Annotated in this window: 19 protein-coding genes; 17 read left to right on the forward strand and 2 right to left on the reverse strand. The window is 73.7% G+C overall.

Annotated elements, in window-relative coordinates; translation table 11 throughout:
* The first annotated feature begins 9 nt into the window (after nt 1–9).
* The 13 genes from AB0I52_RS12970 (at nt 10) to AB0I52_RS13030 (ending at nt 14,070) form a co-directional block, all read left to right on the forward strand.
* Nucleotides 10–2,205: an acyl-CoA dehydrogenase gene (locus tag AB0I52_RS12970; RefSeq protein ID WP_363071814.1), complete on the forward strand. Its 2,196-nt coding sequence runs from the start codon at nt 10–12 to the stop codon at nt 2,203–2,205.
* A 1-nt stretch (nt 2,206) separates the two neighbouring features.
* On the forward strand, nt 2,207–3,097 hold the full coding sequence (locus AB0I52_RS12975; protein ID WP_363071816.1) for a MaoC/PaaZ C-terminal domain-containing protein: 891 nt from the start codon (nt 2,207–2,209) through the stop codon (nt 3,095–3,097).
* On the forward strand, nt 3,094–3,741 hold the full coding sequence (locus tag AB0I52_RS12980; RefSeq protein WP_363071818.1) for a PaaI family thioesterase: 648 nt from the start codon (nt 3,094–3,096) through the stop codon (nt 3,739–3,741). Before AB0I52_RS12975 ends, AB0I52_RS12980 begins: the two co-directional genes overlap by 4 nt.
* Nucleotides 3,742–3,754: 13 nt before the next feature.
* Nucleotides 3,755–4,516: an SDR family oxidoreductase gene (locus AB0I52_RS12985; protein ID WP_363071820.1), complete on the forward strand. Its 762-nt coding sequence runs from the start codon at nt 3,755–3,757 to the stop codon at nt 4,514–4,516.
* 267 nt (nt 4,517–4,783) lie between these two features.
* On the forward strand, nt 4,784–6,445 hold the full coding sequence (locus tag AB0I52_RS12990) for an AMP-binding protein (RefSeq protein ID WP_363071821.1): 1,662 nt from the start codon (nt 4,784–4,786) through the stop codon (nt 6,443–6,445).
* 69 nt (nt 6,446–6,514) lie between these two features.
* Nucleotides 6,515–7,681 carry an acyl-CoA dehydrogenase family protein gene (locus tag AB0I52_RS12995; RefSeq protein ID WP_363071823.1) on the forward strand — a complete coding sequence of 389 codons (1,167 nt, stop codon included), beginning with the start codon at nt 6,515–6,517 and terminating at the stop codon, nt 7,679–7,681.
* A complete protein-coding gene (locus tag AB0I52_RS13000; protein WP_363071825.1) occupies nt 7,678–8,655 on the forward strand; it encodes a MaoC family dehydratase N-terminal domain-containing protein in 978 nt (325 codons plus the stop codon). The genes AB0I52_RS12995 and AB0I52_RS13000 overlap by 4 nt, the downstream gene beginning before the upstream one ends.
* Nucleotides 8,655–9,773: an acyl-CoA dehydrogenase gene (locus tag AB0I52_RS13005; protein ID WP_363071827.1), complete on the forward strand. Its 1,119-nt coding sequence runs from the start codon at nt 8,655–8,657 to the stop codon at nt 9,771–9,773. Before AB0I52_RS13000 ends, AB0I52_RS13005 begins: the two co-directional genes overlap by 1 nt.
* Nucleotides 9,770–10,204, forward strand: coding sequence for a MaoC family dehydratase (locus tag AB0I52_RS13010; protein ID WP_363071829.1), 435 nt, complete (start codon nt 9,770–9,772; stop codon nt 10,202–10,204). The genes AB0I52_RS13005 and AB0I52_RS13010 overlap by 4 nt, the downstream gene beginning before the upstream one ends.
* Nucleotides 10,201–11,385: a lipid-transfer protein gene (locus AB0I52_RS13015; protein ID WP_363071831.1), complete on the forward strand. Its 1,185-nt coding sequence runs from the start codon at nt 10,201–10,203 to the stop codon at nt 11,383–11,385. The genes AB0I52_RS13010 and AB0I52_RS13015 overlap by 4 nt, the downstream gene beginning before the upstream one ends.
* The gene (locus AB0I52_RS13020) at nt 11,382–12,290 is read left to right on the forward strand and encodes a MaoC/PaaZ C-terminal domain-containing protein (protein WP_363071833.1); all 909 of its coding nucleotides are present in this window, start codon (nt 11,382–11,384) and stop codon (nt 12,288–12,290) included. The genes AB0I52_RS13015 and AB0I52_RS13020 overlap by 4 nt, the downstream gene beginning before the upstream one ends.
* Nucleotides 12,232–13,047 (forward strand): 2-keto-4-pentenoate hydratase, encoded by an 816-nt coding sequence (locus tag AB0I52_RS13025; protein ID WP_363071835.1) that lies wholly within the window; start codon nt 12,232–12,234, stop codon nt 13,045–13,047. The genes AB0I52_RS13020 and AB0I52_RS13025 overlap by 59 nt, the downstream gene beginning before the upstream one ends.
* A gap of 96 nt (nt 13,048–13,143) precedes the next feature.
* The gene (locus AB0I52_RS13030) at nt 13,144–14,070 is read left to right on the forward strand and encodes a 3-oxoacyl-ACP reductase (RefSeq protein ID WP_363071837.1); all 927 of its coding nucleotides are present in this window, start codon (nt 13,144–13,146) and stop codon (nt 14,068–14,070) included.
* Nucleotides 14,071–14,111: 41 nt separating this feature from the next.
* On the opposite strand, the gene AB0I52_RS13035 is transcribed toward AB0I52_RS13030, so the two are convergent.
* Nucleotides 14,112–14,723 carry a TetR family transcriptional regulator gene (locus tag AB0I52_RS13035; protein ID WP_363071839.1) on the reverse strand — a complete coding sequence of 204 codons (612 nt, stop codon included), beginning with the start codon at nt 14,721–14,723 and terminating at the stop codon, nt 14,112–14,114.
* A 174-nt stretch (nt 14,724–14,897) separates the two neighbouring features.
* Here AB0I52_RS13035 and AB0I52_RS13040 point away from each other — a divergent pair, with 174 nt between their 5' ends.
* The 4 genes from AB0I52_RS13040 to hsaA all read left to right on the forward strand — a co-directional run bounded on the left by AB0I52_RS13040 (nt 14,898) and on the right by hsaA (nt 20,236).
* Nucleotides 14,898–16,457, forward strand: a complete 1,560-nt coding sequence (locus AB0I52_RS13040) for an FAD-dependent oxidoreductase (protein ID WP_363071841.1) — start codon at nt 14,898–14,900, stop codon at nt 16,455–16,457.
* A 114-nt stretch (nt 16,458–16,571) separates the two neighbouring features.
* Nucleotides 16,572–17,366, forward strand: a complete 795-nt coding sequence (locus AB0I52_RS13045) for an SDR family NAD(P)-dependent oxidoreductase (RefSeq protein ID WP_363071843.1) — start codon at nt 16,572–16,574, stop codon at nt 17,364–17,366.
* Nucleotides 17,367–17,432: 66 nt separating this feature from the next.
* Nucleotides 17,433–19,028 carry a FadD3 family acyl-CoA ligase gene (locus AB0I52_RS13050; RefSeq protein ID WP_363071845.1) on the forward strand — a complete coding sequence of 532 codons (1,596 nt, stop codon included), beginning with the start codon at nt 17,433–17,435 and terminating at the stop codon, nt 19,026–19,028.
* Between the two features lie 41 nt (nt 19,029–19,069).
* Nucleotides 19,070–20,236 carry a 3-hydroxy-9,10-secoandrosta-1,3,5(10)-triene-9,17-dione monooxygenase oxygenase subunit gene (gene hsaA / locus AB0I52_RS13055; protein ID WP_363071847.1) on the forward strand — a complete coding sequence of 389 codons (1,167 nt, stop codon included), beginning with the start codon at nt 19,070–19,072 and terminating at the stop codon, nt 20,234–20,236.
* Nucleotides 20,237–20,288: 52 nt separating this feature from the next.
* Here the strand turns inward: hsaA and AB0I52_RS13060 are convergent, their stop codons facing one another.
* Nucleotides 20,289–21,077, reverse strand: coding sequence for an SDR family oxidoreductase (locus tag AB0I52_RS13060; protein ID WP_363071849.1), 789 nt, complete (start codon nt 21,075–21,077; stop codon nt 20,289–20,291).
* Nucleotides 21,078–21,089: the final 12 nt, after the last annotated feature.

Here is a 21,089-nt window from a genome sequence, read left to right on the forward strand (position 1 = left end):
GGGCGCGCCATGACCATCGGACTCACCCAGGAACACCGCGACCTGCGCGACGCCGTACGCGCCTTCGCGAACCGGCACATCACCGAGGACACCCTCCGCGCGGCGGCCGACGCGGGCAAGGAGACCGTCCCCGCCCACTGGAGCGGCCTCGCGGAACAGGGACTGCTCGGGCTGCACCTGCCCGAGGAGGTGGGCGGCGCCGGGTACGGACTCGTCGAACTCGCCGTCGTCACCGAGGAACTGGGCCGCGCGACCGCCCCCGGACCCTATCTGCCGACGACGCTCGCCTCGGCCGTCCTGCACGCGGCCGGACACCGCACGTACCTCGCCCCGCTCGCCGCCGGCACCACCCTCGGCGCGGTCGGACTCGCCCCCGGCACCCTCGCCCTGGCGCGCGCCGCCGACGGCACGGTCACGGTCACCGGAACGTCCGAACTCGTCGTCGGCGGGCACCTCGCCGACGTGTTCGTCCTGCCCGCCTCCGACGACGGCCGTACCACCTGGCTGGTACTGCCCCGCGCCGCCGTGGACACCACCGACGTCCGCAGCCACGACCTCACCCGCCGCTCGTCCCGGGTGACCGCACGGTCGGTCCCGGTGCCGGCCGCCGATCTGCTCGACCTCGATCCGCAGCGGCCCCGGGACCTCGCCGCGATGCTGTTCGCCGCCGAGTCCTCGGGCCTCGCGGACCGTTGCGTGACCACCGCAGCGCAGTACGCCCGGGTCCGGGAGCAGTTCGGCCGCCGGATCGGTCAGTTCCAGGGCGTCAAGCACCGCTGCGCCCGGATGCTCGCGCAGGCCGAACAGGCCCGCGCCTGCGCCTGGGACGCCGCCCGCGCGGCCGGACCCGGCGGCGCGGACGACGCCCGTGAGGCCTCGCTGGCCGCCGCCGTCGCCGGAGCGTCCGGCGTCGACGCCGCGTTCTCCGTCGCCAAGGACTGCATCCAGGTGCTCGGCGGCATCGGCTTCACCTGGGAGCACGACGCGCACCTCGCGCTGCGCCGCGCCCAGACCCTCCGGATCGCCCTCGGCCCGTCCGCCTCATGGCGCCGCCGGGTCGCCCGCCTCACCCTGGAAGGCGCCCGTCGCACGCTGGGCGTGGAACTGCCCCCGGAGGCCGGAGCCGTACGCGAGGACATCCGCGCCGAACTGCGGCCGGCCGCCGCCCTGGACGGCGAGGAACGCCTCGACCACCTCGCGGACCACGGCTACACTGCCCCCCATCTCCCGGCCCCCTGGGGCAAGGGCGCGGACCCGGTGACGCAGCTCGTCATCGCCGAGGAGCTCCGGGCCGCGGACCTCACCCCCGTCGACATGGTCATCGGCGGCTGGGTGGTGCCCACGCTCATCGCCCACGGCGACCCGGCCCAGCAGGAGCGGTTCCTCGGGCCGAGCCTGCGCGGCGGCATCGTCTGGTGCCAGCTGTTCAGCGAGCCGGGCGCGGGGTCCGACCTCGCCGGGCTCACCACCCGCGCCGAGAAGGCGGACGGCGGCTGGCGCGTCACCGGCCAGAAGGTGTGGACGTCCATGGCCCGCGACGCCCACTGGGGCGTCCTGCTCGCCCGTACCGACACCGACGTGCCCAAGCACAAGGGGATCTCCTACTTCCTCCTCGACATGACGAGCCCCGGCCTCGACATCCGGCCGCTGCGGCAGATCACCGGCGACGCCGAGTTCAACGAGGTCTTCCTCGACGAGGTGTTCATCCCCGACGAGCTGCTCGTCGGCTCCCCGGGCGACGGCTGGAAGCTAGCCCGCACCACCCTCGCCAACGAACGCGTCGCCCTGTCCCACGACTCGGTCGGCTCCGGCGCCGAGGCGCTGCTGGAGATCGCCGCCGCCTGCGACGGCCTCGACGACGAACAGCTCACCACCCTCGGCGGCCACCTCTGCGACGCGCAATCCGGCGCCGTCCTCGCCCTGCGCACCACCCTGCGCACCGTCACCGGACAGCAGCCGGGCGCCGAGGCGTCCGTCGCCAAACTGCTCGGCGTCGAACACCAGCAGGCGGTCTGGGAGACCTGTGTGGACTGGCAGGGCTCCGCCGCGCTGACCGGCGAGGGCGAACGCCTCGACGCCACCTGGCAGTTCCTCAACGCCCGCTGCCTGTCCATCGCGGGCGGCACGACGGAGATCCAGCTGAACATCATCGGCGAGCGCATCCTCGGCCTGCCCCGCGACCCCGCACCCACCGAGAAAGGCTGACATGCCCATCGACCGAGAGAAGGCGCTGACCGCGGACCCGTCCGTCCGCGAGATCCGCTGGACCACCCGCGACGTACTCCTCTACCACCTGAGCCTCGGCGCGGGCGCCGGCGCGGCCACCGGCCCCGAACTGCACCTGACCTACGAGAACTCTCTCACCGTGCTGCCGACCTTCGCGGTGGTGGCCGGCTCCGGGATCTCCTCCGGCGAGGAGGCCGCACCGGGATTCCACCTGCCCGGCATCGACATCGACCTGCGGGCCCTGCTCCACGCGGGCCAGGGACTCCAGGTCCACCGGCCGCTCCCGGCATCGGGCACCGCCACCCTCCGCTCGCGGGTCGCCGAGATCCGGGACAAGGGCACGGCCGCGCTCCTCGTCCTGGAGTCCGCGGCCACGGACGCCGGCGGCGAGCCGCTGTGGACCACCACCACCCGGATCTGGGCGCGCGGCGAGGGCGGCTTCGGCGGAGAGCCGGGACCGGAGGAGCGCTGGGAGGCACCGGACCGGCCCGCCGACTCCGTTCTCACCTGCGCCACCACACCTCAACAGGCCCTGTGGTACCGCCTCAACGGAGACCTCAACCCGCTGCACGCCGACCCCGCGTTCGCGCGGGCCGCCGGATTCGACCGGCCGATCCTGCACGGGCTCGCCTCCTACGGACTGGTCTGCAAGGCCCTCGTCGACGGGGTGCTCGACGGCGACGTCACCCGACTCACCGGGCTCACCGTGCGCTTCGCCGGTCCTCTCGTCCCCGGGGAGACCCTGGTGACCTCCGTATGGCACGACGCACCGGCCGACGACGGCACCGGGCGGCTCGTGCTGCACGCGGCCTGCCCCGAACGCGACGGCGCGCCCGTGCTCACCCACGCGACGGCGACGGTGACCTCATGAGCGTCCCCCCGCACGAGGCCACCGCACCCGCCACCGGCCCCAGGCTGGTCGCCGAACCGAACAAGGACGGCGTCGACGCCGCGGTGGCCGCGGCCCGCCGGGTGCTCGCCGCCCTGCTCCGCGCGGGTGACCGGTCCGGCGCCGACATGGACGCGATCGCCGCACAGCTCGACGCCGTCGCCGACGGGCTCACCGAGAACGCCCCGTCCATCGAGGACCGGCTCGCCGAGATGTGGCGCGGCGAGGGCGTCACCCGGCACGACCCCGTCACCGGCCCGGAGAACGCCCTCGCCCCGCCGCTGCACCTGCGCGGCAAGGACGACGGCTCCGTGGAGGGCGTCGTGACGCTCGACCTGCCCTACCAGGGACCGCCCGGCCATGTGCACGGCGGCGTCTCGGCCCTGCTCCTCGACCACACTCTGGGAGTGGCCAACCACTGGGGCGGCCCCTCCGGGATGACGGCGGAGCTGACCCTGCGCTATCTGCGGCCCACCCCGCTGTTCGAGCCCCTGACGGTCACCGGGCGCCAGATCTCGGTGGACGGTTCGCGGATCCGCACGGTCGGTGAGATCTCCGCGGGCGGCCTCAGCTGCGTCACCGTGACGGGCCTGTTCATCAACAAGCATCTTCCCCGGCCGAGTTGAGGGAGCGGAGCCCATGCGGAACCTCGACGGAAAAGTGGCGGTCATCAGCGGAGCCGGCCAGGGCGTGGGCCGGGGCATCGCGCTCGCCCTCGCCTCCGACGGAGCATCCGTCGCCGTCCTCGGCCGGACCGAGGCGAAGCTGGAGGCGACGTGCGCGATGCTGCGCGAACGGGGGGTGAAGGCCGCGCCGTTCGTTCTCGACGTACGGGACACGGACCGGATCCCCGCCGTGGTGGAGGACGTCGCCGAACGCTTCGGCCGGATCGACATCCTGGTCAACAACGCCTACACCGGCTGCTACGGGCCGCTGCTGTCACTGAGTGACGAGCAGTTCCAGAAGGGCTTCGACAGCGGCCCGTTCGCGGCGTTCGCCTTCATGAAGGCCGCGCATCCGCACCTGAAGCGCGACGGCGGGGGAGTGATCATCAACCTGGTCACCTCCGCCATGGTCCGCTGGGACCTGAGCACCTACGGCGCGTACGCGGCCGCCAAGTCCGCGCTGCGCTCCCTGACCCGGGCCGCCGCCAACGAATGGGGCCGCGACGGTATCCGGGTCAACGCCATCGCCCCGCACGCGACCTCGCCCGCCTACGCCGGCTGGCAGGACGCCCACCCGGAGGAGGCCGCCGAGTTCTGCGCGTCCATTCCGCTGGGGTACGTCGGCGACTGCGAGCAGGACATCGGGCGCGCGGTCGCGATGCTGTGCGGCTCGGACGCCCGCTATCTGACGGGCGCCACGGTGCCGCTCGACGGGGGCCAGGCCAACTTCGGCTGACCCGTGGGGAGACGGCCGGGGGAGCGGGCTGTTCCCCCGGCCGTCTGTTCCGGTCCCGCCTCCGGTCCTTTCCAGGACGCCTCTCCCGTTCAGCGGGACCGTCCCGGCCGGGCCGTCCCGACCGCGGCTAGCGTCGCCACCGGCGCGGCGCGGTCCGCGACCCCGCGACCCCTGCGGGTGCCACGGCCACCGCACGACGCGTACCCGCGCCAACCCGTCCGCGTACCGACACCGGCAGACCCGGGCACCGGGTGAGAGGGACCGACGTTGCCACACGAGACCATTGCCGACCTGCTGCTCGCCCGGTCCGGGGACGACCGCCCGGGGCTGCTGACCCGTGAACGCACCTGGACCTGGGACGAGGTGGTCAAGGAGAGCGCGGCCCGCGCCGCCTGGGCCGAGAAGCTGCGCACCGACGGGCCGTTCCACATCGGCGTACTCCTGGACAACGAGCCCGAGTACGTCTTCTGGCTGGGCGCCGCAGCCCTCGCAGGCGCGGCCGTCGTCGGCATCAACCCCACCCGGCGCGGCGCCGAACTCGCCCGGGAGGTGCGGCACACCGACTGCCAGGTGATCGTCACCGACCGGGCGGGCGCCGCCCTGCTGGACGGCATGGACATCGGTGTGGACCGCGACCGGTTCCTCGTCGTCGACACACCGGAGTACGGGACCGGCCTCGCCGCCCACACGGACGCGGTCCGGCCCGCACACGCCCCCGACGTCACCGCCGCCACCCGGATGCTGCTGCTCCTGACCTCGGGCACCACCGGCGCGTCGAAGGCGGCGATCTGCTCCCAGGGCCGGCTCGCCGCCCTCGGCGCCTCCAACTGCGCCAAGTACGACATCACCCGCGCCGACACCTGCTACTGCCCGATGCCGCTGTTCCACGGCAACGCGCTGATGGCCCTGTGGGCCCCAGCCCTCACCGCGGGCGCCGCCATCGTTCTCACCCGCAAGTTCTCCGCGTCCCGATTCCTCCCCGACGTCCGCCACTTCGGGGCCACCTACTTCACCTATGTCGGCAAGGCGATCGGCTACATCCTGGCCCGCCCCGAGACCGGACAGGACGCCGACAACCTCCTCACCCACGCCTTCGGCACCGAGGCGTCCCCCGAGGACGCGGCCCTGTTCCTGCGGCGCTTCGGCTGCCGACTGGTCGAGGGCTACGGCTCCAGCGAGGGCAGCGGCATGCTCCGGCGGGCACCCGAGGCGCCCACGGGCGCGCTGGGCAGGCCGGCCCGGCCCGGCGTCCGGATCGTCCACTCCACGACCCGGGAGACCTGCCCGCCCGCGGAACTCGACTCCCACGGGCGGGTCCGCAACCCGGAGGAGGCCGTCGGCGAGATCGTCGACACCGAGGGCGCCGCCCGCTTCGAGGGCTACTACAACAACGAGGCGGCGAACGCCGAACGCGTCCGCCACGGCTGGTACTGGACCGGCGACCTCGGATACGTCGACGAGGCCGGCTACTTCTACTTCGCCGGCCGCTCCGGCGACTGGATCCGGGTCGACGGCGAGAACACCTCCGCCCTCCTCACCGAACGCGTCCTGCGCCGGCACCGGGGCGTCGTCGCCGCCGGAGTCTTCGGCGTGCCCGACCCGCGCTCCGGCGACCAGGTCATGGCCGCCGTGGAGATCGCCGACGGAACCCGCTTCGAGGACCTGGACCTGCCCGCCTTCCTGGCCCGCCAGGAAGACCTGGGCAGCAAGGGCGCCCCCCGCTTCGTCCGCGTCTCGCACGCGCTGCCCAGCACCGGCTCCAACAAGCTGCGCAAGAAGGAGATGCAGTTGGAGGGCTGGCGCACGGACGACCCGGTGTACCGCTGGGCGGGCCGGGGCGAGCCCACGTACACGCTGATGACCGACGACGAAAAGGCCCTGCTGCACGGCGAGTTCCTGGCCAACGGGCGCGCACGCTTCCTGCCCTGACGGGCGCGCCACCCTCCCCGGCCGGGCCCGTACGTCCGCCCCGGCGGCGACACCCAAGGAGAACCACACATGCAACTGCGCGAGAGCGCCGCGCACCAGGAGCTGCGGCGGGAACTGCGGGCGTACTTCTCGGGTCTGATGCCCGAGGACGAACGCCGCCGTACCGGCGAGGAGGGCGTGGGCGGCGACCGCTTCCGGGAGGTCGTCAAACGGCTCGGCTCGGACGGCTGGCTGGGGATCGGCTGGCCCAGCGAGTACGGCGGCCAGGGCCGGCCCGCCGAGGACCAGTACGTCTTCTTCGACGAGGTCCAACGCGCGGGCCTGCCCTTCCCGTTCGTCACGGTCAACACGGTCGGCCCGACCCTCATGGCCCACGGCTCCGAGGAGCACCGCAGGCGGTTCCTGCCCGGCATCCTCTCCGGCGACATCGTCTTCGCGATCGGCTACACCGAGCCCGCCGCCGGCACCGACCTCGCCTCCCTGACCACCCGGGCGGTCCGGGACGGCGACACCTACCTCGTCAACGGCAGCAAGATCTTCACCAGCGGCGCCAACACCGCCGACTACGTGTGGCTCGCCGCCCGCACCGACCCGGACGCCCCCAAACACCGGGGCATCTCCATCCTGATCGTGCCGACCACCGACGCCGGCTTCTCCTGGAGCCCCATCCGCACCGTCGGCGGGATGGTCGTCACCGCGACGTACTACAGCGACGTACGGGTCCCGGCCACCGACGTGGTCGGTGAGGTGGACGGCGGCTGGCGACTGATCACCGCGCAGCTCAACCACGAACGCATCGGCCTCGCCGCCCTCGGCGGCCGCATGATCCAGCTCCGGGAACGGGTCCTGGACTGGGCCCGGGAGAACGGCACGGCCGAAGTGCCCTGGGTGCGACAGGAGTTCGCCCGCACCTACGCCCGGCTGGAGGCGATGCGGCTGATGAACTGGAAGATGACCGCGGCCGTCGCCCGTGCCACGCTGACCGGCGCCGACGCGGGCGCCGCCAAGGCGTACGGCACCGAGACCCATATCGACGTCCAGCGCGCACTGACCCAGATCCTCGGCGCGGCCGGGCGCATCCGGCCCGAATCGCCGGGCGCGGTCCTCGCCGGGCAGGTCGAACAGCTTTCCCGGCAGGGCATCGTGAACACCTTCGGCGGCGGCGTCAACGAGATCCTGCGCGACATGGTCGCGACCCAGGGACTCGGACTGCCGCGCAAGGGGCGTGGCGCATGACCGGGCGCGGCGAGCACGAGCACGGACCGGGGTACGAGGAACGGCTCCAGGCCTTCACCGGGCGCGAACTGCGCGCCCTCACCCCGGCCCAGGACCCGGTCAACCAGCCGATGATCCGGCACTGGGCCGAGGCCATGGGCGACACCAACCCGGTGTACACCGACGACGCGGCGGCCCGCGCCACCGGCCGCGACGGGGTGGTGGCACCCGCGTCGATGATCCAGGCCTGGACGATGCCCGGCTACGCGGCCGGCGTCGCCGCGCGGCCCGGCGGCCCGAGCGGATTCGACGAACTGGTCGCCCTCCTCGACGAGGGGGGCTACACCTCCGTGGTGGCCACCGACTCCGAGTTCACCTTCCTGCGGGAGCTGGCGCCGGGCGACCATGCCGCCGTGCGGGAGACCGTCGAGTCGGTCTCGGCCGAGAAGCGGACCGGTCTCGGCCCCGGGCGGTTCGTCACCACCCTCAAGACGTACACCGACCAGCACGGCGATACGGTCGCCACCCAGCGGTGGCGGACCCTGAGGTTCAGCCCGGGGCCCGGGGAAGCCCCGCCGCGGGCCCTCGCACCGCGTCCCCGCCCCGCGGTCAACCGCGACAACGCCTTCTTCTTCGAGGGCGCGAACGAGCACCGGCTGCTCATCCAGCGCTGCGCCGACTGCTCCGCCCTGCGCCACCCACCGGGCCCCTGCTGCCCGGAGTGCCGGTCAATGGAGTGGGACACGGCCGAGGCCTGCGGTCGCGGCAGCGTCTACAGCTTCGTCGTGAACCACCATCCGCGCCACCCCGCCTTCGAGTCGCCGTATCTCGTCGCCGTCGTCGAACTCGCCGAAGGCACCCGGCTCATCACCGGCCTGACCGGTGTCGCGCCCGAGGACGTCACCATCGGCATGCCCGTGGTCCTCGACTGGCTCGACGCCGGCCCCGAACCGACCCTGCCGGTGTTCCGGCCCGCCCCGACGGAGGCGCCCTGATGGATTTCTCCCTGGGAGAAGAGCTCGAAGCGGTACGTGACCTGGCCCGGGAGATCCTCACCGACCGCGCCACGCCCGAGCGGCTGCGCGAGGTGGAGAGCTCCCCGACGCGCGTGGACGAACGGTTGTGGGCGGACCTGGCCGCGGCCGGACTCCTCGCGGCCGTGCTCCCCGAACAGGACGGCGGCGCGGGGCTCGGCATGGCCGGACTCTGCGTCCTTCTCCAGGAACAGGGCAGGCAGGTGGCCCCGGTGCCGCTGTGGCCCGCGCTGACTGGTGCGCTCACCGTGGCCGCGTACGGCAGCCGGACACAGCGGTCGGGGCTGCTGCCGGGCCTGGTGGACGGCGTCGCCCGGCCGACCGTCGCCCTGGAGGAGTTCGGCCCCGCCGATCCGCTCATGCCCCGGACCGCCGCTGTCGAGGACGGAACGGGCTGGCGGCTCAGCGGCGTCAAGGCCGTGGTGCCCGCACCGGCCGGGGCCCGGCAGGTGCTGGTGACCGCCGCCACGGGCAACGGGCCGGGCGTCTTCCTGGTCCGCGCGGACGCCCCCGGGGTGAGCCGGGAGTACGCCGAGACCACCAGCCACGACATGAGCGCCCACCTCACCCTCGACGGCGCCCCCGCCGAGGCCGTCGGCACGCCGGGCTGCGGGGCCGTGGAACACCTCGTCCGCAACGCGTTCCTGGCCCTGGCCGCCGTCCAGGTGGGGGTGGCCGACGGGGCGCTGGCGCACGCGGCCGCCCACCTGCGCGGACGCGAGCAGTTCGGCCGCCCCCTCGCCACCTTCCAGGCCGTGCAGCACCAGCTCGCCGACTGCTACATCGACATCGAGGCGATGCGGGTCACGCTCTGGCACGCGGTGGACGCGCTGGCCCAGCCCTTCGACGCCCAGGCCGCCGACCGGGCCGCGCTGGTGGCCAAGTGGTGGGCCACCGAGGGGGGCCTGAACACCGTTCACCGGGTCCAGCACGTGCACGGCGGCATCGGCGTCGACACCGACTACCCGGTGCACCGCCACTTCCTGTGGGGCAAGCAGATCTCCACCACCCTGGGCGGCGCGGGCGCCGACCTCGAACGCCTCGGCGCCCTGGTGACCGCAGGGGTGGTGACCGCATGACCCCGCAGCCGGGCACCCGCCGCCATTGCGCCGTGGCCGTCGGGGACGTACTCCCCGAGCTGTCGATCCCGGTCACCCGCACCCTGATCGTCGCCACCGCACTCGCGAGCCGCGACTACCAGGACGTGCACCACGACCCCGCACTCGCCCGGGAGCGAGGCTCCAAGGACATCTTCATGAACATCCTGACCAGCAACGGCCTGGTCGACCGGTACGTCACCGGCTGGGCCGGTCCCGCCGCCGTCGTCCGGGCCATCCGGATCAGGCTCGGTGTCCCCAACCACCCCGGCGACACGATGGTGCTCACCGGCACGGTCACCGGGAGGTCCGACGCGGACCGCAGCGTCGAGATCGCCGTCCGGGGTACCAACAGCCTTGGCGCCCACCTCACCGGGACCGTGTCCGTGCGACTTCCCCGGGAGGCACGATGAGTACGCCGACGGGGCTGTCCGGGGCGGCAGCCGTGGCCGGCATCGGCGCCACCGAGTTCTCCAAGAACTCCGGCCGCAGCGAACTCAGGCTCGCCTGCGAGGCCGTGCTCGCCGCCCTCGCCGACGCCGGGCTGAAACCCTCCGACGTCGACGGGCTGGTCACCTTCACCGCGGACACCAACTCCGAGATCCACGTGGCCCGCAACACCGGGATGGGCGATCTGACGTTCTTCTCCCGCATCGGGTACGGCGGCGGGGCCGGCTGCGGCACGGTGCAGCAGGCGGCCATGGCCGTGGCCACCGGGATCGCCGACGTGGTCGTCTGCTACCGGGCGTTCAACGAGCGGTCCGGCGAGCGGTACGGGCTCGGCCAGGCCGACCGGCCCATGGACACCACCGCGGACCGGGCCGCCTACGCCTGGATGACCCCGTTCGGGCTGAGCACCCCAGCCCAGTGGGTCGCCATGTTCGCCCGCCGCTATCTGCACGAGTACGGCGCGAGCACCGATGACTTCGGCCGGGTCGCCGTGGTGGACCGCAAGCACGCCGCGAACAATCCGGCCGCCTGGTTCCACGGCCGGCCCATCACCCTGCAGGACCACCGCGACTCCCGCTGGATCGCCGAACCCCTGCGGCTGCTCGACTGCTGCCAGGAGACCGACGGCGGCCAGGCCCTGGTGGTCGTCTCCGCCGAACGCGCCCGAGACCTTCCCCGTCCGCCCGCGGTGATCCGCTCGGCCGCACAGGGACTCGGGGCCGACCAGCACATGATGACCAGCTACTACCGGCCCACCATCACCGGCATTGCCGAAATGGGCCTGGTGGGACGGCAGTTGTACGGGCAGAGCGGGCTGGGGCCCGACGACATCGACGCGGCGGTCCTCTACGACCACTTCACCCCGCTGGTCCTTCCCCAGCTGGAGGAGCTGGGCTTCTGCAAGCCCGGCGAGGCCAAGGACTTCATCGCCGACGGCCACCTGGAGCTCGGCGGCCGGCTCCCCTTCAACACCCATGGCGGGCAGCTCGGCGAGGCGTATCTGCACGGCATGAACGGCATCGCGGAGGGCGTCCGGCTGATCCGCGGCACCTCGGTGAACCAGCCGGACAGGGCCGAGCACGTCATCGTCACCGCCGGCACGGGAGTCCCCACCAGCGGTCTGATCCTGGGCGCCGACCGATGACCGCCTCCCCGTGGCAGGGCCGCGAACTCGGCACCCGTACGGTCTCCTTCACCGCACGCGACGCGATCCTGTACGCACTCGCGGTCGGCGCACCGGCCGACCGGCTCGATCTGGTGTACGAGGAGCGGCTGCGGGTGCTCCCCACCTTCGCGCTGACCCTCGCCCAGTGGGCCCCCGACGCCCTCGGCGCCCTCGGTGCCTTCGACGTCACCACCGCCGTGCACGGCAGCCAGCACCTCCTGGTGAAGCGGCCGTTGGAGGCATCCGGCGAGCTGACGACGACGGCAGGGGTCGCCCGGGTCCGGGACAAGGGATCGGCCGCCGTCTTCGACGTGGAGGTGTCCTGCGCCTACTTCACGGCGACCTGGTCGATCTTCGCCCCCGGCGCCGGCGGCTTCGGCGGCGAGCGCGGTCCGTCCGCCCCGCGCCGCCCGGACCGTCCGGCCGGGCACACCCGGAGCGTGCTCACGCACTCCCGGCAGGCGGCGCTCTACCGGCTGCTCGGCGACCGGCACGCCATGCACATCGATCCGGCGGCGGCGAAGGCAGCCGGGATGCCCCGGCCCTTCCTGCACGGACTGTGCACGCTCGCCACCAGCCTGCTGCCACTGGCCGACGGCCTCGGTGCGCACCCCGCCGGTCTCGTGGAGCTGGAGGCCCGGTTCGCGGCGCCGGTCTTCCCCGGCGACCGGCTCACCGTGCACGGCTGGGACGACGCCGGGGGCGACGACGAGGGGTGCGGTGCCGCCGTGCGTTTCGAGGTGGCCGCCGCCGACGGCCGCACGGTGCTCTCCGGCGGCAGCGCCCGCTTCGCCACCGACCCGCCCACCCAGAAGGAGACCCCCGATGATGGAAAGCGCGGAACGCGCCGAGGCCGCCGAGGTGCTGTGGGCCGCACAGCGTGACCGGACCCCGGTCGACCCGCTGACCACCGGCTACCCGGCCATCGAAGCGGCCGACGCCTACGAGATCCAACTGATCAACATCCGGAGGCAGTTGGTCGAGGGGCGCACCGTCAGCGGGCACAAGGTCGGCCTGTCGTCGAAGGTCATGCAGCAGATGATGGGCGTCGACGAACCCGACTACGGCCACCTGCTCTCCGACATGGTGCTGCCCGAGGGGACCCCCGTCGGGACCGACCGCTACTGCTGCCCCCGGATCGAGGTCGAGATCGGGTACGTACTCGGCCGGAGCCTGCCCGGGGAGGGATGCAGCGCGGCGGACGTCCTCGCGGCAACCGAGTACGTCGTCCCGAGCATCGAACTCATCGACAGCCGGATCAAGGACTGGCGGATCGGGCTCGCCGACACCATCGCGGACAACGCGTCGTCCGCCGGCGTCATCCTCGGCTCCGCCAGGGTCCGGCCGGACAGCCTGGACCCGGCCGACATCGACGCCGTGCTGTACCGGGGCGGCGAGGAGATCGCCCGCGGCAACACGAGCGCGGTGCTCGGCGACCCGACCGAGGCCGTCGCCTGGCTGGCCCGCAAGGTGGCGTCCTACGGGGTGGTGCTGGAGGCCGGACACGTCATCCTGCCCGGCTCCTGCACCAGGGCGGTGGACGTACGGCCGGGGGACGAGTTCCGCGCCGAGTTCGAGGGGCTCGGCTCCGTCTCGGTCGGCTTCGTCCACTCAACGGGACAGCACCGGCCCAGAAACTGAAATTGATACTAGTTTCGGCGGCCGGGGCGCACCCCGGGACATCTTCGGGGCGTGCCCGCGTATCCATCGGTTCGACGGAACACGGAAAGAGGCAACATGAGCGCGACGAACACCCTGGAGGGGCGCACCGCCGTCGTCACCGGTGCCGGAGCGGGGCTCGGCCGGGCCGAGGCCCTGGCACTCGCGGCGCTCGGCGCCCGGGTGGTGGTGAACGACATCGGTCCGTCGGCCGACGACGTGGTCGCCGAGATCAAGGCCCTGGGCTCCGAGGCGGTGGCGGTCAACGGTGACGTCGGGGACTGGTCCATGGGCGACCGCCTGGTGCAGGCCGCCGTGGAGAGCTTCGGCGGCCTGGACATCGTCGTGAACAACGCGGGCGTGCTCCGGGACAAGATGCTGTTCAACCTCACCGAGTCCGACTGGGACGACGTCATCCGGATCCACCTCAAGGGCCACGCGGGGGTCTCGCGCGCCGCTGCCGTGCACTGGCGCGCGGCGAGCAAGGCGACGGGCGCCCCCGTCTACGGCCGCGTGGTCAACACCTCCTCCGAGGCCTTCCTGTTCGGCGCCCCCGGCCAGCCGAACTACTCCGCCGCCAAGGCCGGCATCACCGCGCTGACCCTGGCGACCGCACAGGGGCTGGCCCGCTACGGGGTGCGCGCCAACGCGATCTGCCCGCGGGCCCGTACCGCCATGACCGCCGACGCCTTCGGCGAGGGCGTGCCGGCGCCGGACGGCCTCGACATCATGGCCCCCGAGCGGGTCGCGACCCTCGTCGCGCACCTGGCCTCACCGGCCGCCGACAGCATCAGCGGGCAGGTGTTCGTCGCCTACGGTGACATGGTCGCCCTGCTCGCCCCGCCCACCGTGGAGGAGAAGTTCACCGCCGCTGACGGCACCTTCACCCCGGAGGAGCTCGACGCCCTGCTGACGCCGTACTTCAGCGGCCGAGACCCGCACCGCACGTACGCCGCCCACAGCGTCGCCGGACTCGACACGACGGGTACCCAGCCGACCCCGTGAACCCGCGGCGCACCCGGCCGGCGCGCCTGCCGCCGGCCGGGTCAGCCGGTGTCCGGCCCGGGAGCGAGCAGCAGACGGCACGCCATCCGCAGATCGGCGTCGGCCTCCTGCGGAGTGAGCCGCTCGTTGAGCCGGGACTGCAGAACCCCGTACCAGAGCAGGATCAGCAGCCGCAGCCGGGCGATGTGGTGATCCGTGGGCTTCTCCACGCCCCACGCCCGCAGCAGCAGATCGAGGAAACCCGAGTCGATCCGCGCCAGGTCAGGGACGGTCGTGGCGCGGGCGGCGTTCGCCGACTGGATCATCGCGGTGGCGAGGGCCGGGCGGCGCAGCAGGTTGCGGGTGGCGCTGCCCAGCGTCTCGAAGACGGCGTCCTCGGGCGGGGTGTCCGGCGCACGGTCGGGGACCCGCGCCGCGAATCCCTCGATCTGGTCGGCCATCAGCGCGGTGAACAGATGGGTCTTCGACGGGAAGTACCGGTACAGCGTGGCGATCGCCACCCCCGCGGACTTGGCGACCTCGTGCATCTGCACCCGCTCGAGACCCGTCGAGGCGGCGATGTCCGCCGCCACCTTCAGGATGCTCTGACGGCGGGCGCGCTGCCGGGGCGAAGTGGGCTCGGCCCCCGCCCTGGCCTCGGCGATTCTTGGCACGCTCTCCCTCCCGGCGCTCGGTTGTCAACGGCGCTTCAGACAATACGCCGGGCCCGGTCCCGGGGCAGGCGCCGACCGCCCCGCCGTACCGGTCAGCGGGACCGGTCCCGCCCGCGCCGCCCCGGAGACGGTCTGCTGAGCCGTCACACCACCGAGCGGCAGGAGGGCACCCCCATGCGGGACGGCCGGCAGGACTGGGACGCCACCCACGACGTGATCGTCGTCGGATCGGGGGCGGGAGCGCTCACCGGGGCCCTGGTGGCCGCCGGGGACGGCCTCGACACCGTCGTACTGGAACGGACGCCGCTGCTCGGCGGCACCTCCGCCTACTCCGGGGCGGCCTGCTGGCTGCCCGGCACCCAGGTGCAGGAGCGGGCCGGACTCGACGACTCCACCGAGACGGCCGGAGCGTATCTGCGGGCCCTGACCGGTGACGCCGGGACGGAGCGCCTGGAGGCGTTCCTGCGCCACGCACCGGAACTGGTCGCCCGGCTGGAGGACGACCCGGCCATCGCGTTCGAGTGGCGCGCCTTCCCCGACTACGTCGCCGCCCCCGGCCGGATGGACGCCGGGCGCTCCTTCGTCCCGCTCGACCTGGCGCCGGAGCTGCTCGGCGAGCTGCTGCCGCTGGTACGCCCGGCGGTCGACCGGGACCGCGCGGGCCGGGAACACCCGGCCGGGCCGCTGAGCGCGGGCCGCGCCCTGATCGGCCGCCTCCTGCTGGCCGCCACCCGCACCGGGAACGTGCGGGTCCGCACCGGGCACCGGGTCACCGGGCTGGTCACCGAGGACGGACGCGTCACCGGCGTCGAGGCCCGGACGCCGCGGGGCACGTTCCGGGTGCGGGCCCGGCGCGGTGTGCTGCTGGCCGCCGGCGGCTTCGAGGGCGATGCCGCCCTGCGCGCCGAGCACCGGGTGCCGGGCAGCGCCGACTGGAGCATGGCGCCCCGGGGGACCAACACCGGGGAGGTGCTGCGTGCCGCCGTCGCGGCCGGTGCCGCCACGGGCCTCATGGACGAGGCCTGGTGGTGCCCGGGGACCGAACTCCCCGACGGTTCGGCCGCGTTCACCCTCGGTCTGCGGGGCGGCCTGGTCGTGGACGGCTCGGGGCGGCGGTTCGCCAACGAGTCGCTGCCGTACGACCGCATGGGCCGCGCCATGGCCGCCGCCGGGGGAGCGGCGGACCCCGTCCACCTGGTCTTCGACTCGCGGGAGGGCGGCGCCCTGCCCGCCATCACCGTGCCGCCCGCCGACCCCGCGCGGCACCTGGCGGCCGGCACCTGGGTGCGGGCAGACTCGCTGCCGGAGCTCGCCGCGCTCATCGGCGTACCGGCCGGCGCGCTGACGGACACCGTCGGCCGCTTCAACGGCTTCGCCGCCACCGGGACCGACGAGGACCACCACCGCGGCGAGGACCCCTACGACCTGTTCTTCGCCGACGGGGACGCCCCGGGGCCCAACCCGTGCCTGGTCCCGCTCGACCGGCCGCCGTACTACGCGGCCCGGCTGGTCCTCGCCGACCTCGGCACCAAGGGCGGACTCCGCACGGACGCCCACGCCCGCGTCCTCGACGGTCAGGGCCGTCCGCTGCCCGGCCTGTACGCGGCCGGGAACACCAGCGCCTCCTTCACCGGCCGGGTCTACCCGGGCCCCGGCGTCCCGCTCGGCACCGCCATGGTCTTCGCCTCCCTGGCCGTCCGGCACATGGGGCGGCGGCCCGGCGGCCCGGCCTGACCAGGGGCGGGCGGCGCGACGCCGTCCCGGCCAGTGGGATCCCCGACGGCGCGTCCCCGAAGGCCGTTCTACGGTCACGGCACCGCCGGCCAGGACAGAAGGATGAGGTATCCGATGCCGAACAAGAGTGAGTACGGGCCGTGGGCGGTCGTCGCCGGAGGTTCAGAGGGAGTCGGCGCCTCGTTCGCCCACCGGCTCGCGGACGCCGGGATCAACCTGGTCCTGATCGCCCGCAGCCCCGGCCCCCTGAACGAGACCGCCGACCGGGTACGGGCCAGGGGCGTCGAGGTCCGCACCCTCGAACTCGACCTGCTCGACCCCGGCGCCCTGGCCGCCGTCCGCGCGGTCACCGACGGCCTGGAGGTCGGCCTGCTGATCTTCAACGCCGGAGCCAACAGCTACGGCCACGAATTCGTGACCGGCGACCTGGCCCGGGTGCAGGGCGTCCTCGACCTGAACATCACCGCGCAACTGGCCCTCACCCACCACTTCGGCGCCCTGATGAAGGACCGGGGCCGGGGCGGCATCCTGCTCGTCGGCTCCCTGGCCGGCTACCTGGGCCAGGCGCAGATCAGCGTCTACTCGGCGGCCAAGGCCTTCAGCCGCGTCTTCGCCGAGGGGCTCTGGCTGGAGCTGCGGCCGTACGGCGTACACGTCCTGGAACTCGTCCTCGGCGTCACCCGCACCCCCGCCATGGAGCGCGCGGGGCTGCGTATGGACCTGCCCGGACTGAACGTCGCCGAGCCGGACGACATCGCCCGGGAGGGTCTGGAACACCTCGCCGACGGCCCCGTACGGGTGGCCGGCGGCAATGCCGGGGCGGCGGAGAAGCGCAGCGGATTCCCCCGGGCCGACCTGGTCATCGGAGCCCATGAGGCGTCCAAGCGGCTGCTGCCGGCGTCCTCCTGACGGGACGTCATCGTCTGTCCCCTCCCCCGCGCTCACCGCGCAGGCCCGTCCCCTCCCGGAGAGCAGATGAGCGAGACCGAGCACCCCCTCACGATCCCCGGCGCACTCGACCTCGCCGCGAGCCGGCACCCCGGCCGGGACGCGGTCGTGGACGGTGACGTACGGCTGACCTGGGCCCAGTTGCGCGACCGGGTGCGGGCGGCCGTGAAGTCGCTGATCGCCCTCGGCACGCGACCCGGCGACCGGATCGCCGTCTGGGCGCCCAACAGCCACCGCTGGGTGGTGGCCGCGCTGGCCGCCGCATCGGCCGGAGCGGTGCTGGTGCCCGTCAACACCCGCTACAAGGGCGCCGAGGCGAGCTGGCTCCTGGAACGCGGCGCCGTGCGGCTGCTGTTCGTCGAGAACGGCTTCCTGGGCAAGGACTACCTGGCCATGCTGGGTACCGGCCAGGGGCTCGGCGGCGACGGACGGCCGGTGCCGCAACTGCCCCACCTGGAAAGGGTGGTGACCTTCGACGGCACCGAGCGCCCCGGCACCCTGCCGTGGGACCGCTTCCTCCTGTGCGGCGCGCGGCTGCCGGACGCCGACGCCGGCGCCCGTACCGCGGCCGTGCACCCCGACGACCCGTCCGACCTCCTGTTCACCTCGGGCACGACCGGCCGCCCCAAGGGCGCCCTGACCACGCACCGGCAGAACCTCACCACGTACCGGGCCTGGAGCAGCCGCACCGGAGTCACCGGAGACGACCGCTGCCTGGTCGTCAACCCGATGTTCCACTGCTTCGGTTACAAGGCCGGCGTACTGGCCTGCCTGCTGCGGGGCGCCACGATGGTGATTCAGCCGGTGTTCGACGTGGACCGGGTCCTGCGCGCCGTCGAGGCTGAACGGATCACCGTGCTGCCCGGCCCGCCCACGATCTACACCGAACTGCTGGACGCGCCCGGCCGGGACCGGTTCGACCTGTCGTCGCTGCGGCTGGCGGTGACCGGTGCCGCCGTCGTGCCGGTCGCGCTCGTGCGGCGGATGCGGGCCGAACTCTTCCCCGAGGTGCTCACCGCGTACGGACTGACCGAGACCTGCGGCACGGTCACCGTGTGCTCGGCGGACGACGACGCCGAGACCGTGGCCCGGACCGCGGGCCGCCCCATCGACGGCACCGAGGTGCTGGTGGCCGACGGTGACCGGCGTCCGCTGGCGGCCGGGCAGGACGGCCGGATCCTGGTCCGCGGCTACCACGTGATGCTCGGCTACCTGGACGATCCGGTGGCGAGCGCGGCGGCCGTCGACGCCGACGGCTGGCTGGACACCGGCGACGTCGGCCACCTCGACGCACGTGGCAACCTGGTGATCACCGGACGGTCGAAGGACATGTTCGTGGTCGGCGGGTTCAACGTCTACCCGGCGGAGGTCGAGCAGGTGCTCGCCGGGCACGACGCCGTCGCCGAGGCCGCCGTCGTCGGAATCCCGGACGCACGGCTCGGGGAGGTCGGGCGCGCGTACGTGACGGTCCGGCCGGGCACCGGGACCGGACCGGACGAACTCGTCGGCCACTGCCGCGAGCGGCTCGCCAACTTCAAGGTCCCCCGCGAGGTCGTCGTCCTCGGGGCCTTCCCGCGCAACGCCACCGGCAAGGTGGACAAGGCCGCCCTGCGGACGATCTGACGGACACCCCGCACAGTGCACAAGGGCATGGAGGACGGACTATGGGCAACGAGGTTCTGGAGTCGGTGCGCGCCCTGCTGCCGGCCATCGAGAAGCGGGCCGTGGCCACGGACGAGGAGCGGCGCATCCCGGACGCCACGGTCCGTGAGCTGAGCGGGGCAGGCGTGTTCCGGATGCTCCAGCCGGCCCGGTACGGCGGCCTGGAGGCCGACCCGGTCGACTTCTACCAGGTGGTGCGGGCGATCTCCGCGGTGTGCTGCTCCACGGGCTGGGTGGCGTCCGTCCTGGGCGTCCACCCCTGGCAGCTGGGCCTGTTCCCCAAGCGGGCGCAGGAGGACGTGTGGGGCGAGGACCGGGACACCCGGATCTCCTCGTCGTACGCCCCGGTGGGCCGGCTGACACCGGTCGACGGCGGCTACCGGCTCACCGGCCGGTGGAGCTTCTCCTCGGGCTGCGAACACGCCTCGTGGGCGCTGCTCGGCGCCCTCGTCGTCGGGGCGCAGGGACGGCCGGTGGACTTCCTCACCGTCCTGGTGCCGCGGTCCGACTACCGGATCGAGGACATGTGGGACGTGGTCGGGCTCCGAGGCACCGCGAGCAACGACATCCTCGTCGAGTCGGCGTTCGTGCCGGTCCACCGGGTGCTCCGCAACTACGAGCAGGCCCGGCTGAAGGTACCGGGGCAGCAGGTCAACCCGGGGCCGCTGTACCGGCTGCCGTTCGGCGCGATCTTCACGAGCGCCGTCACCGCACCGGTGATCGGGGCGGTGTCGGGCGGCTACGCGTCGTACGTGTCGCGGATGAAGGAGCGGGTGCGGCTCAGCCTGGGCGGCGGCAGCTTCACCGAGGACCCGTTCGCCCAGGTCGCCATCGCGCGCGCCGCCTCCGACATCGACGCGACGGTCCTGCAGATGGACCGCAACCTGCGCGAACTGTCCGAACTCGCGGCGGCCGGGCAGGAGATACCCATGGAGCTGCGGCTGCGCACCCGGCGCGACCAGGTCCGGGGCACCGAACGGGCCGTCGCCGCGATCGACCTGCTCTTCAAGACCGCGGGCGGCAACGCGCTGCGGCGCGGCAACCCCGTCGAACGCGCCTGGCGCGACGCCCACGCGGGCAGCGTCCATGTCGCCAACGACGTGGAACGCGCCCTCGCCATGTACGGCCGCGGGGCCTTCGGGCTGACGGTCGAGGACAACCTGGTCTGAGCACGGGCCGAGGTCCCGGACCCCGCGCGGGGTCCGGGACCCTTCCGCGTCCTCACCCCGGTTCGCCGGCCGCCTTCGCGGCGAGGTAGCGGGCCGGGAACTCCCCGCCGCCGTGCACCGCCAGGTCCGCCCCGTTGACGTACCCGGACAGGTCGCCCGCGAGGAAGAGGCAGGCACGGGCGACGTCGTCGGGCACCGCCATCCGGCCCATCGGGATGACGCCCGCCACCGCGGCCCCGCCGTCCGCGCCGTAGACCGACGCCGCACTCGGTGTGCGGATCAGCCCGGTGGTGATGTGGTTGACCCGGACCGCGGGCGCCCACTCCAGGGCCAGCGCCTTGGTGAGCGCCAGGAGCCCGGCCTTGGCGGCGGTGTACGCGGCGGTACCGGGCTGCGGGTCATGGGCGGAGACACTGCCGATGTTGATGACCGAACCACCGCCGTCCTGGGCGCGCATGGCGCGGTGGGCCGCCTGCGCCACGTAGAACGGCGCGAGCAGGTTGAGCGCGACGATCCGCTCCACGAACCGCGGCGAGACCGTGGCCGCGTCGGCGTCCGGGGAACCGCCCGCGTTGTTGACGAGTACGTCGAGCCGGCCGAAGTGCTCCACGGCGGTGTCCACCAACGAGGCCGCCGCCGCCGGATCACGTACATCGGCCGCCACGAAGACGGCCTCCCGGCCCCCGGCCGCGGGCAGGGTGTCCGGGGTGGTGCGGCCGCAGACCACCACGTCCGCCCCGGCGCCGAGGAACGCCCCGGCGATGGCGGCCCCGATGCCCTTGGTGCCGCCGGTGACCAGCACCACGCGCCCCGTGAAGTCCAACGGGCTTTCGGTGTCCATGATGTGAGGCCT

Origin of the sequence: Streptomyces sp. NPDC050423 (assembly GCF_040655445.1) — a bacterium.
Classification (GTDB): Bacteria; Actinomycetota; Actinomycetes; order Streptomycetales; family Streptomycetaceae; genus Streptomyces.

What these genes read in the sequence shown, in the direction of transcription:
- AB0I52_RS12970 (WP_363071814.1), top strand. Translation starts at nt 10, where the DNA reads ATGACCATCGGACTCACCCAGGAACACCGCGACCTGCGCGACGCCGTA.
- AB0I52_RS12975 (WP_363071816.1), top strand. Translation starts at nt 2,207, where the DNA reads ATGCCCATCGACCGAGAGAAGGCGCTGACCGCGGACCCGTCCGTCCGC.
- AB0I52_RS12980 (WP_363071818.1), top strand. Translation starts at nt 3,094, where the DNA reads ATGAGCGTCCCCCCGCACGAGGCCACCGCACCCGCCACCGGCCCCAGG.
- AB0I52_RS12985 (WP_363071820.1), top strand. Translation starts at nt 3,755, where the DNA reads ATGCGGAACCTCGACGGAAAAGTGGCGGTCATCAGCGGAGCCGGCCAG.
- AB0I52_RS12995 (WP_363071823.1), top strand. Translation starts at nt 6,515, where the DNA reads ATGCAACTGCGCGAGAGCGCCGCGCACCAGGAGCTGCGGCGGGAACTG.
- AB0I52_RS13000 (WP_363071825.1), top strand. Translation starts at nt 7,678, where the DNA reads ATGACCGGGCGCGGCGAGCACGAGCACGGACCGGGGTACGAGGAACGG.
- AB0I52_RS13005 (WP_363071827.1), top strand. Translation starts at nt 8,655, where the DNA reads ATGGATTTCTCCCTGGGAGAAGAGCTCGAAGCGGTACGTGACCTGGCC.
- AB0I52_RS13010 (WP_363071829.1), top strand. Translation starts at nt 9,770, where the DNA reads ATGACCCCGCAGCCGGGCACCCGCCGCCATTGCGCCGTGGCCGTCGGG.
- AB0I52_RS13015 (WP_363071831.1), top strand. Translation starts at nt 10,201, where the DNA reads ATGAGTACGCCGACGGGGCTGTCCGGGGCGGCAGCCGTGGCCGGCATC.
- AB0I52_RS13020 (WP_363071833.1), top strand. Translation starts at nt 11,382, where the DNA reads ATGACCGCCTCCCCGTGGCAGGGCCGCGAACTCGGCACCCGTACGGTC.
- AB0I52_RS13025 (WP_363071835.1), top strand. Translation starts at nt 12,232, where the DNA reads ATGATGGAAAGCGCGGAACGCGCCGAGGCCGCCGAGGTGCTGTGGGCC.
- AB0I52_RS13030 (WP_363071837.1), top strand. Translation starts at nt 13,144, where the DNA reads ATGAGCGCGACGAACACCCTGGAGGGGCGCACCGCCGTCGTCACCGGT.
- AB0I52_RS13040 (WP_363071841.1), top strand. Translation starts at nt 14,898, where the DNA reads ATGCGGGACGGCCGGCAGGACTGGGACGCCACCCACGACGTGATCGTC.
- AB0I52_RS13045 (WP_363071843.1), top strand. Translation starts at nt 16,572, where the DNA reads ATGCCGAACAAGAGTGAGTACGGGCCGTGGGCGGTCGTCGCCGGAGGT.
- AB0I52_RS13050 (WP_363071845.1), top strand. Translation starts at nt 17,433, where the DNA reads ATGAGCGAGACCGAGCACCCCCTCACGATCCCCGGCGCACTCGACCTC.
- hsaA (WP_363071847.1), top strand. Translation starts at nt 19,070, where the DNA reads ATGGGCAACGAGGTTCTGGAGTCGGTGCGCGCCCTGCTGCCGGCCATC.
- AB0I52_RS13060 (WP_363071849.1), bottom strand. Translation starts at nt 21,077, where the DNA reads ATGGACACCGAAAGCCCGTTGGACTTCACGGGGCGCGTGGTGCTGGTC.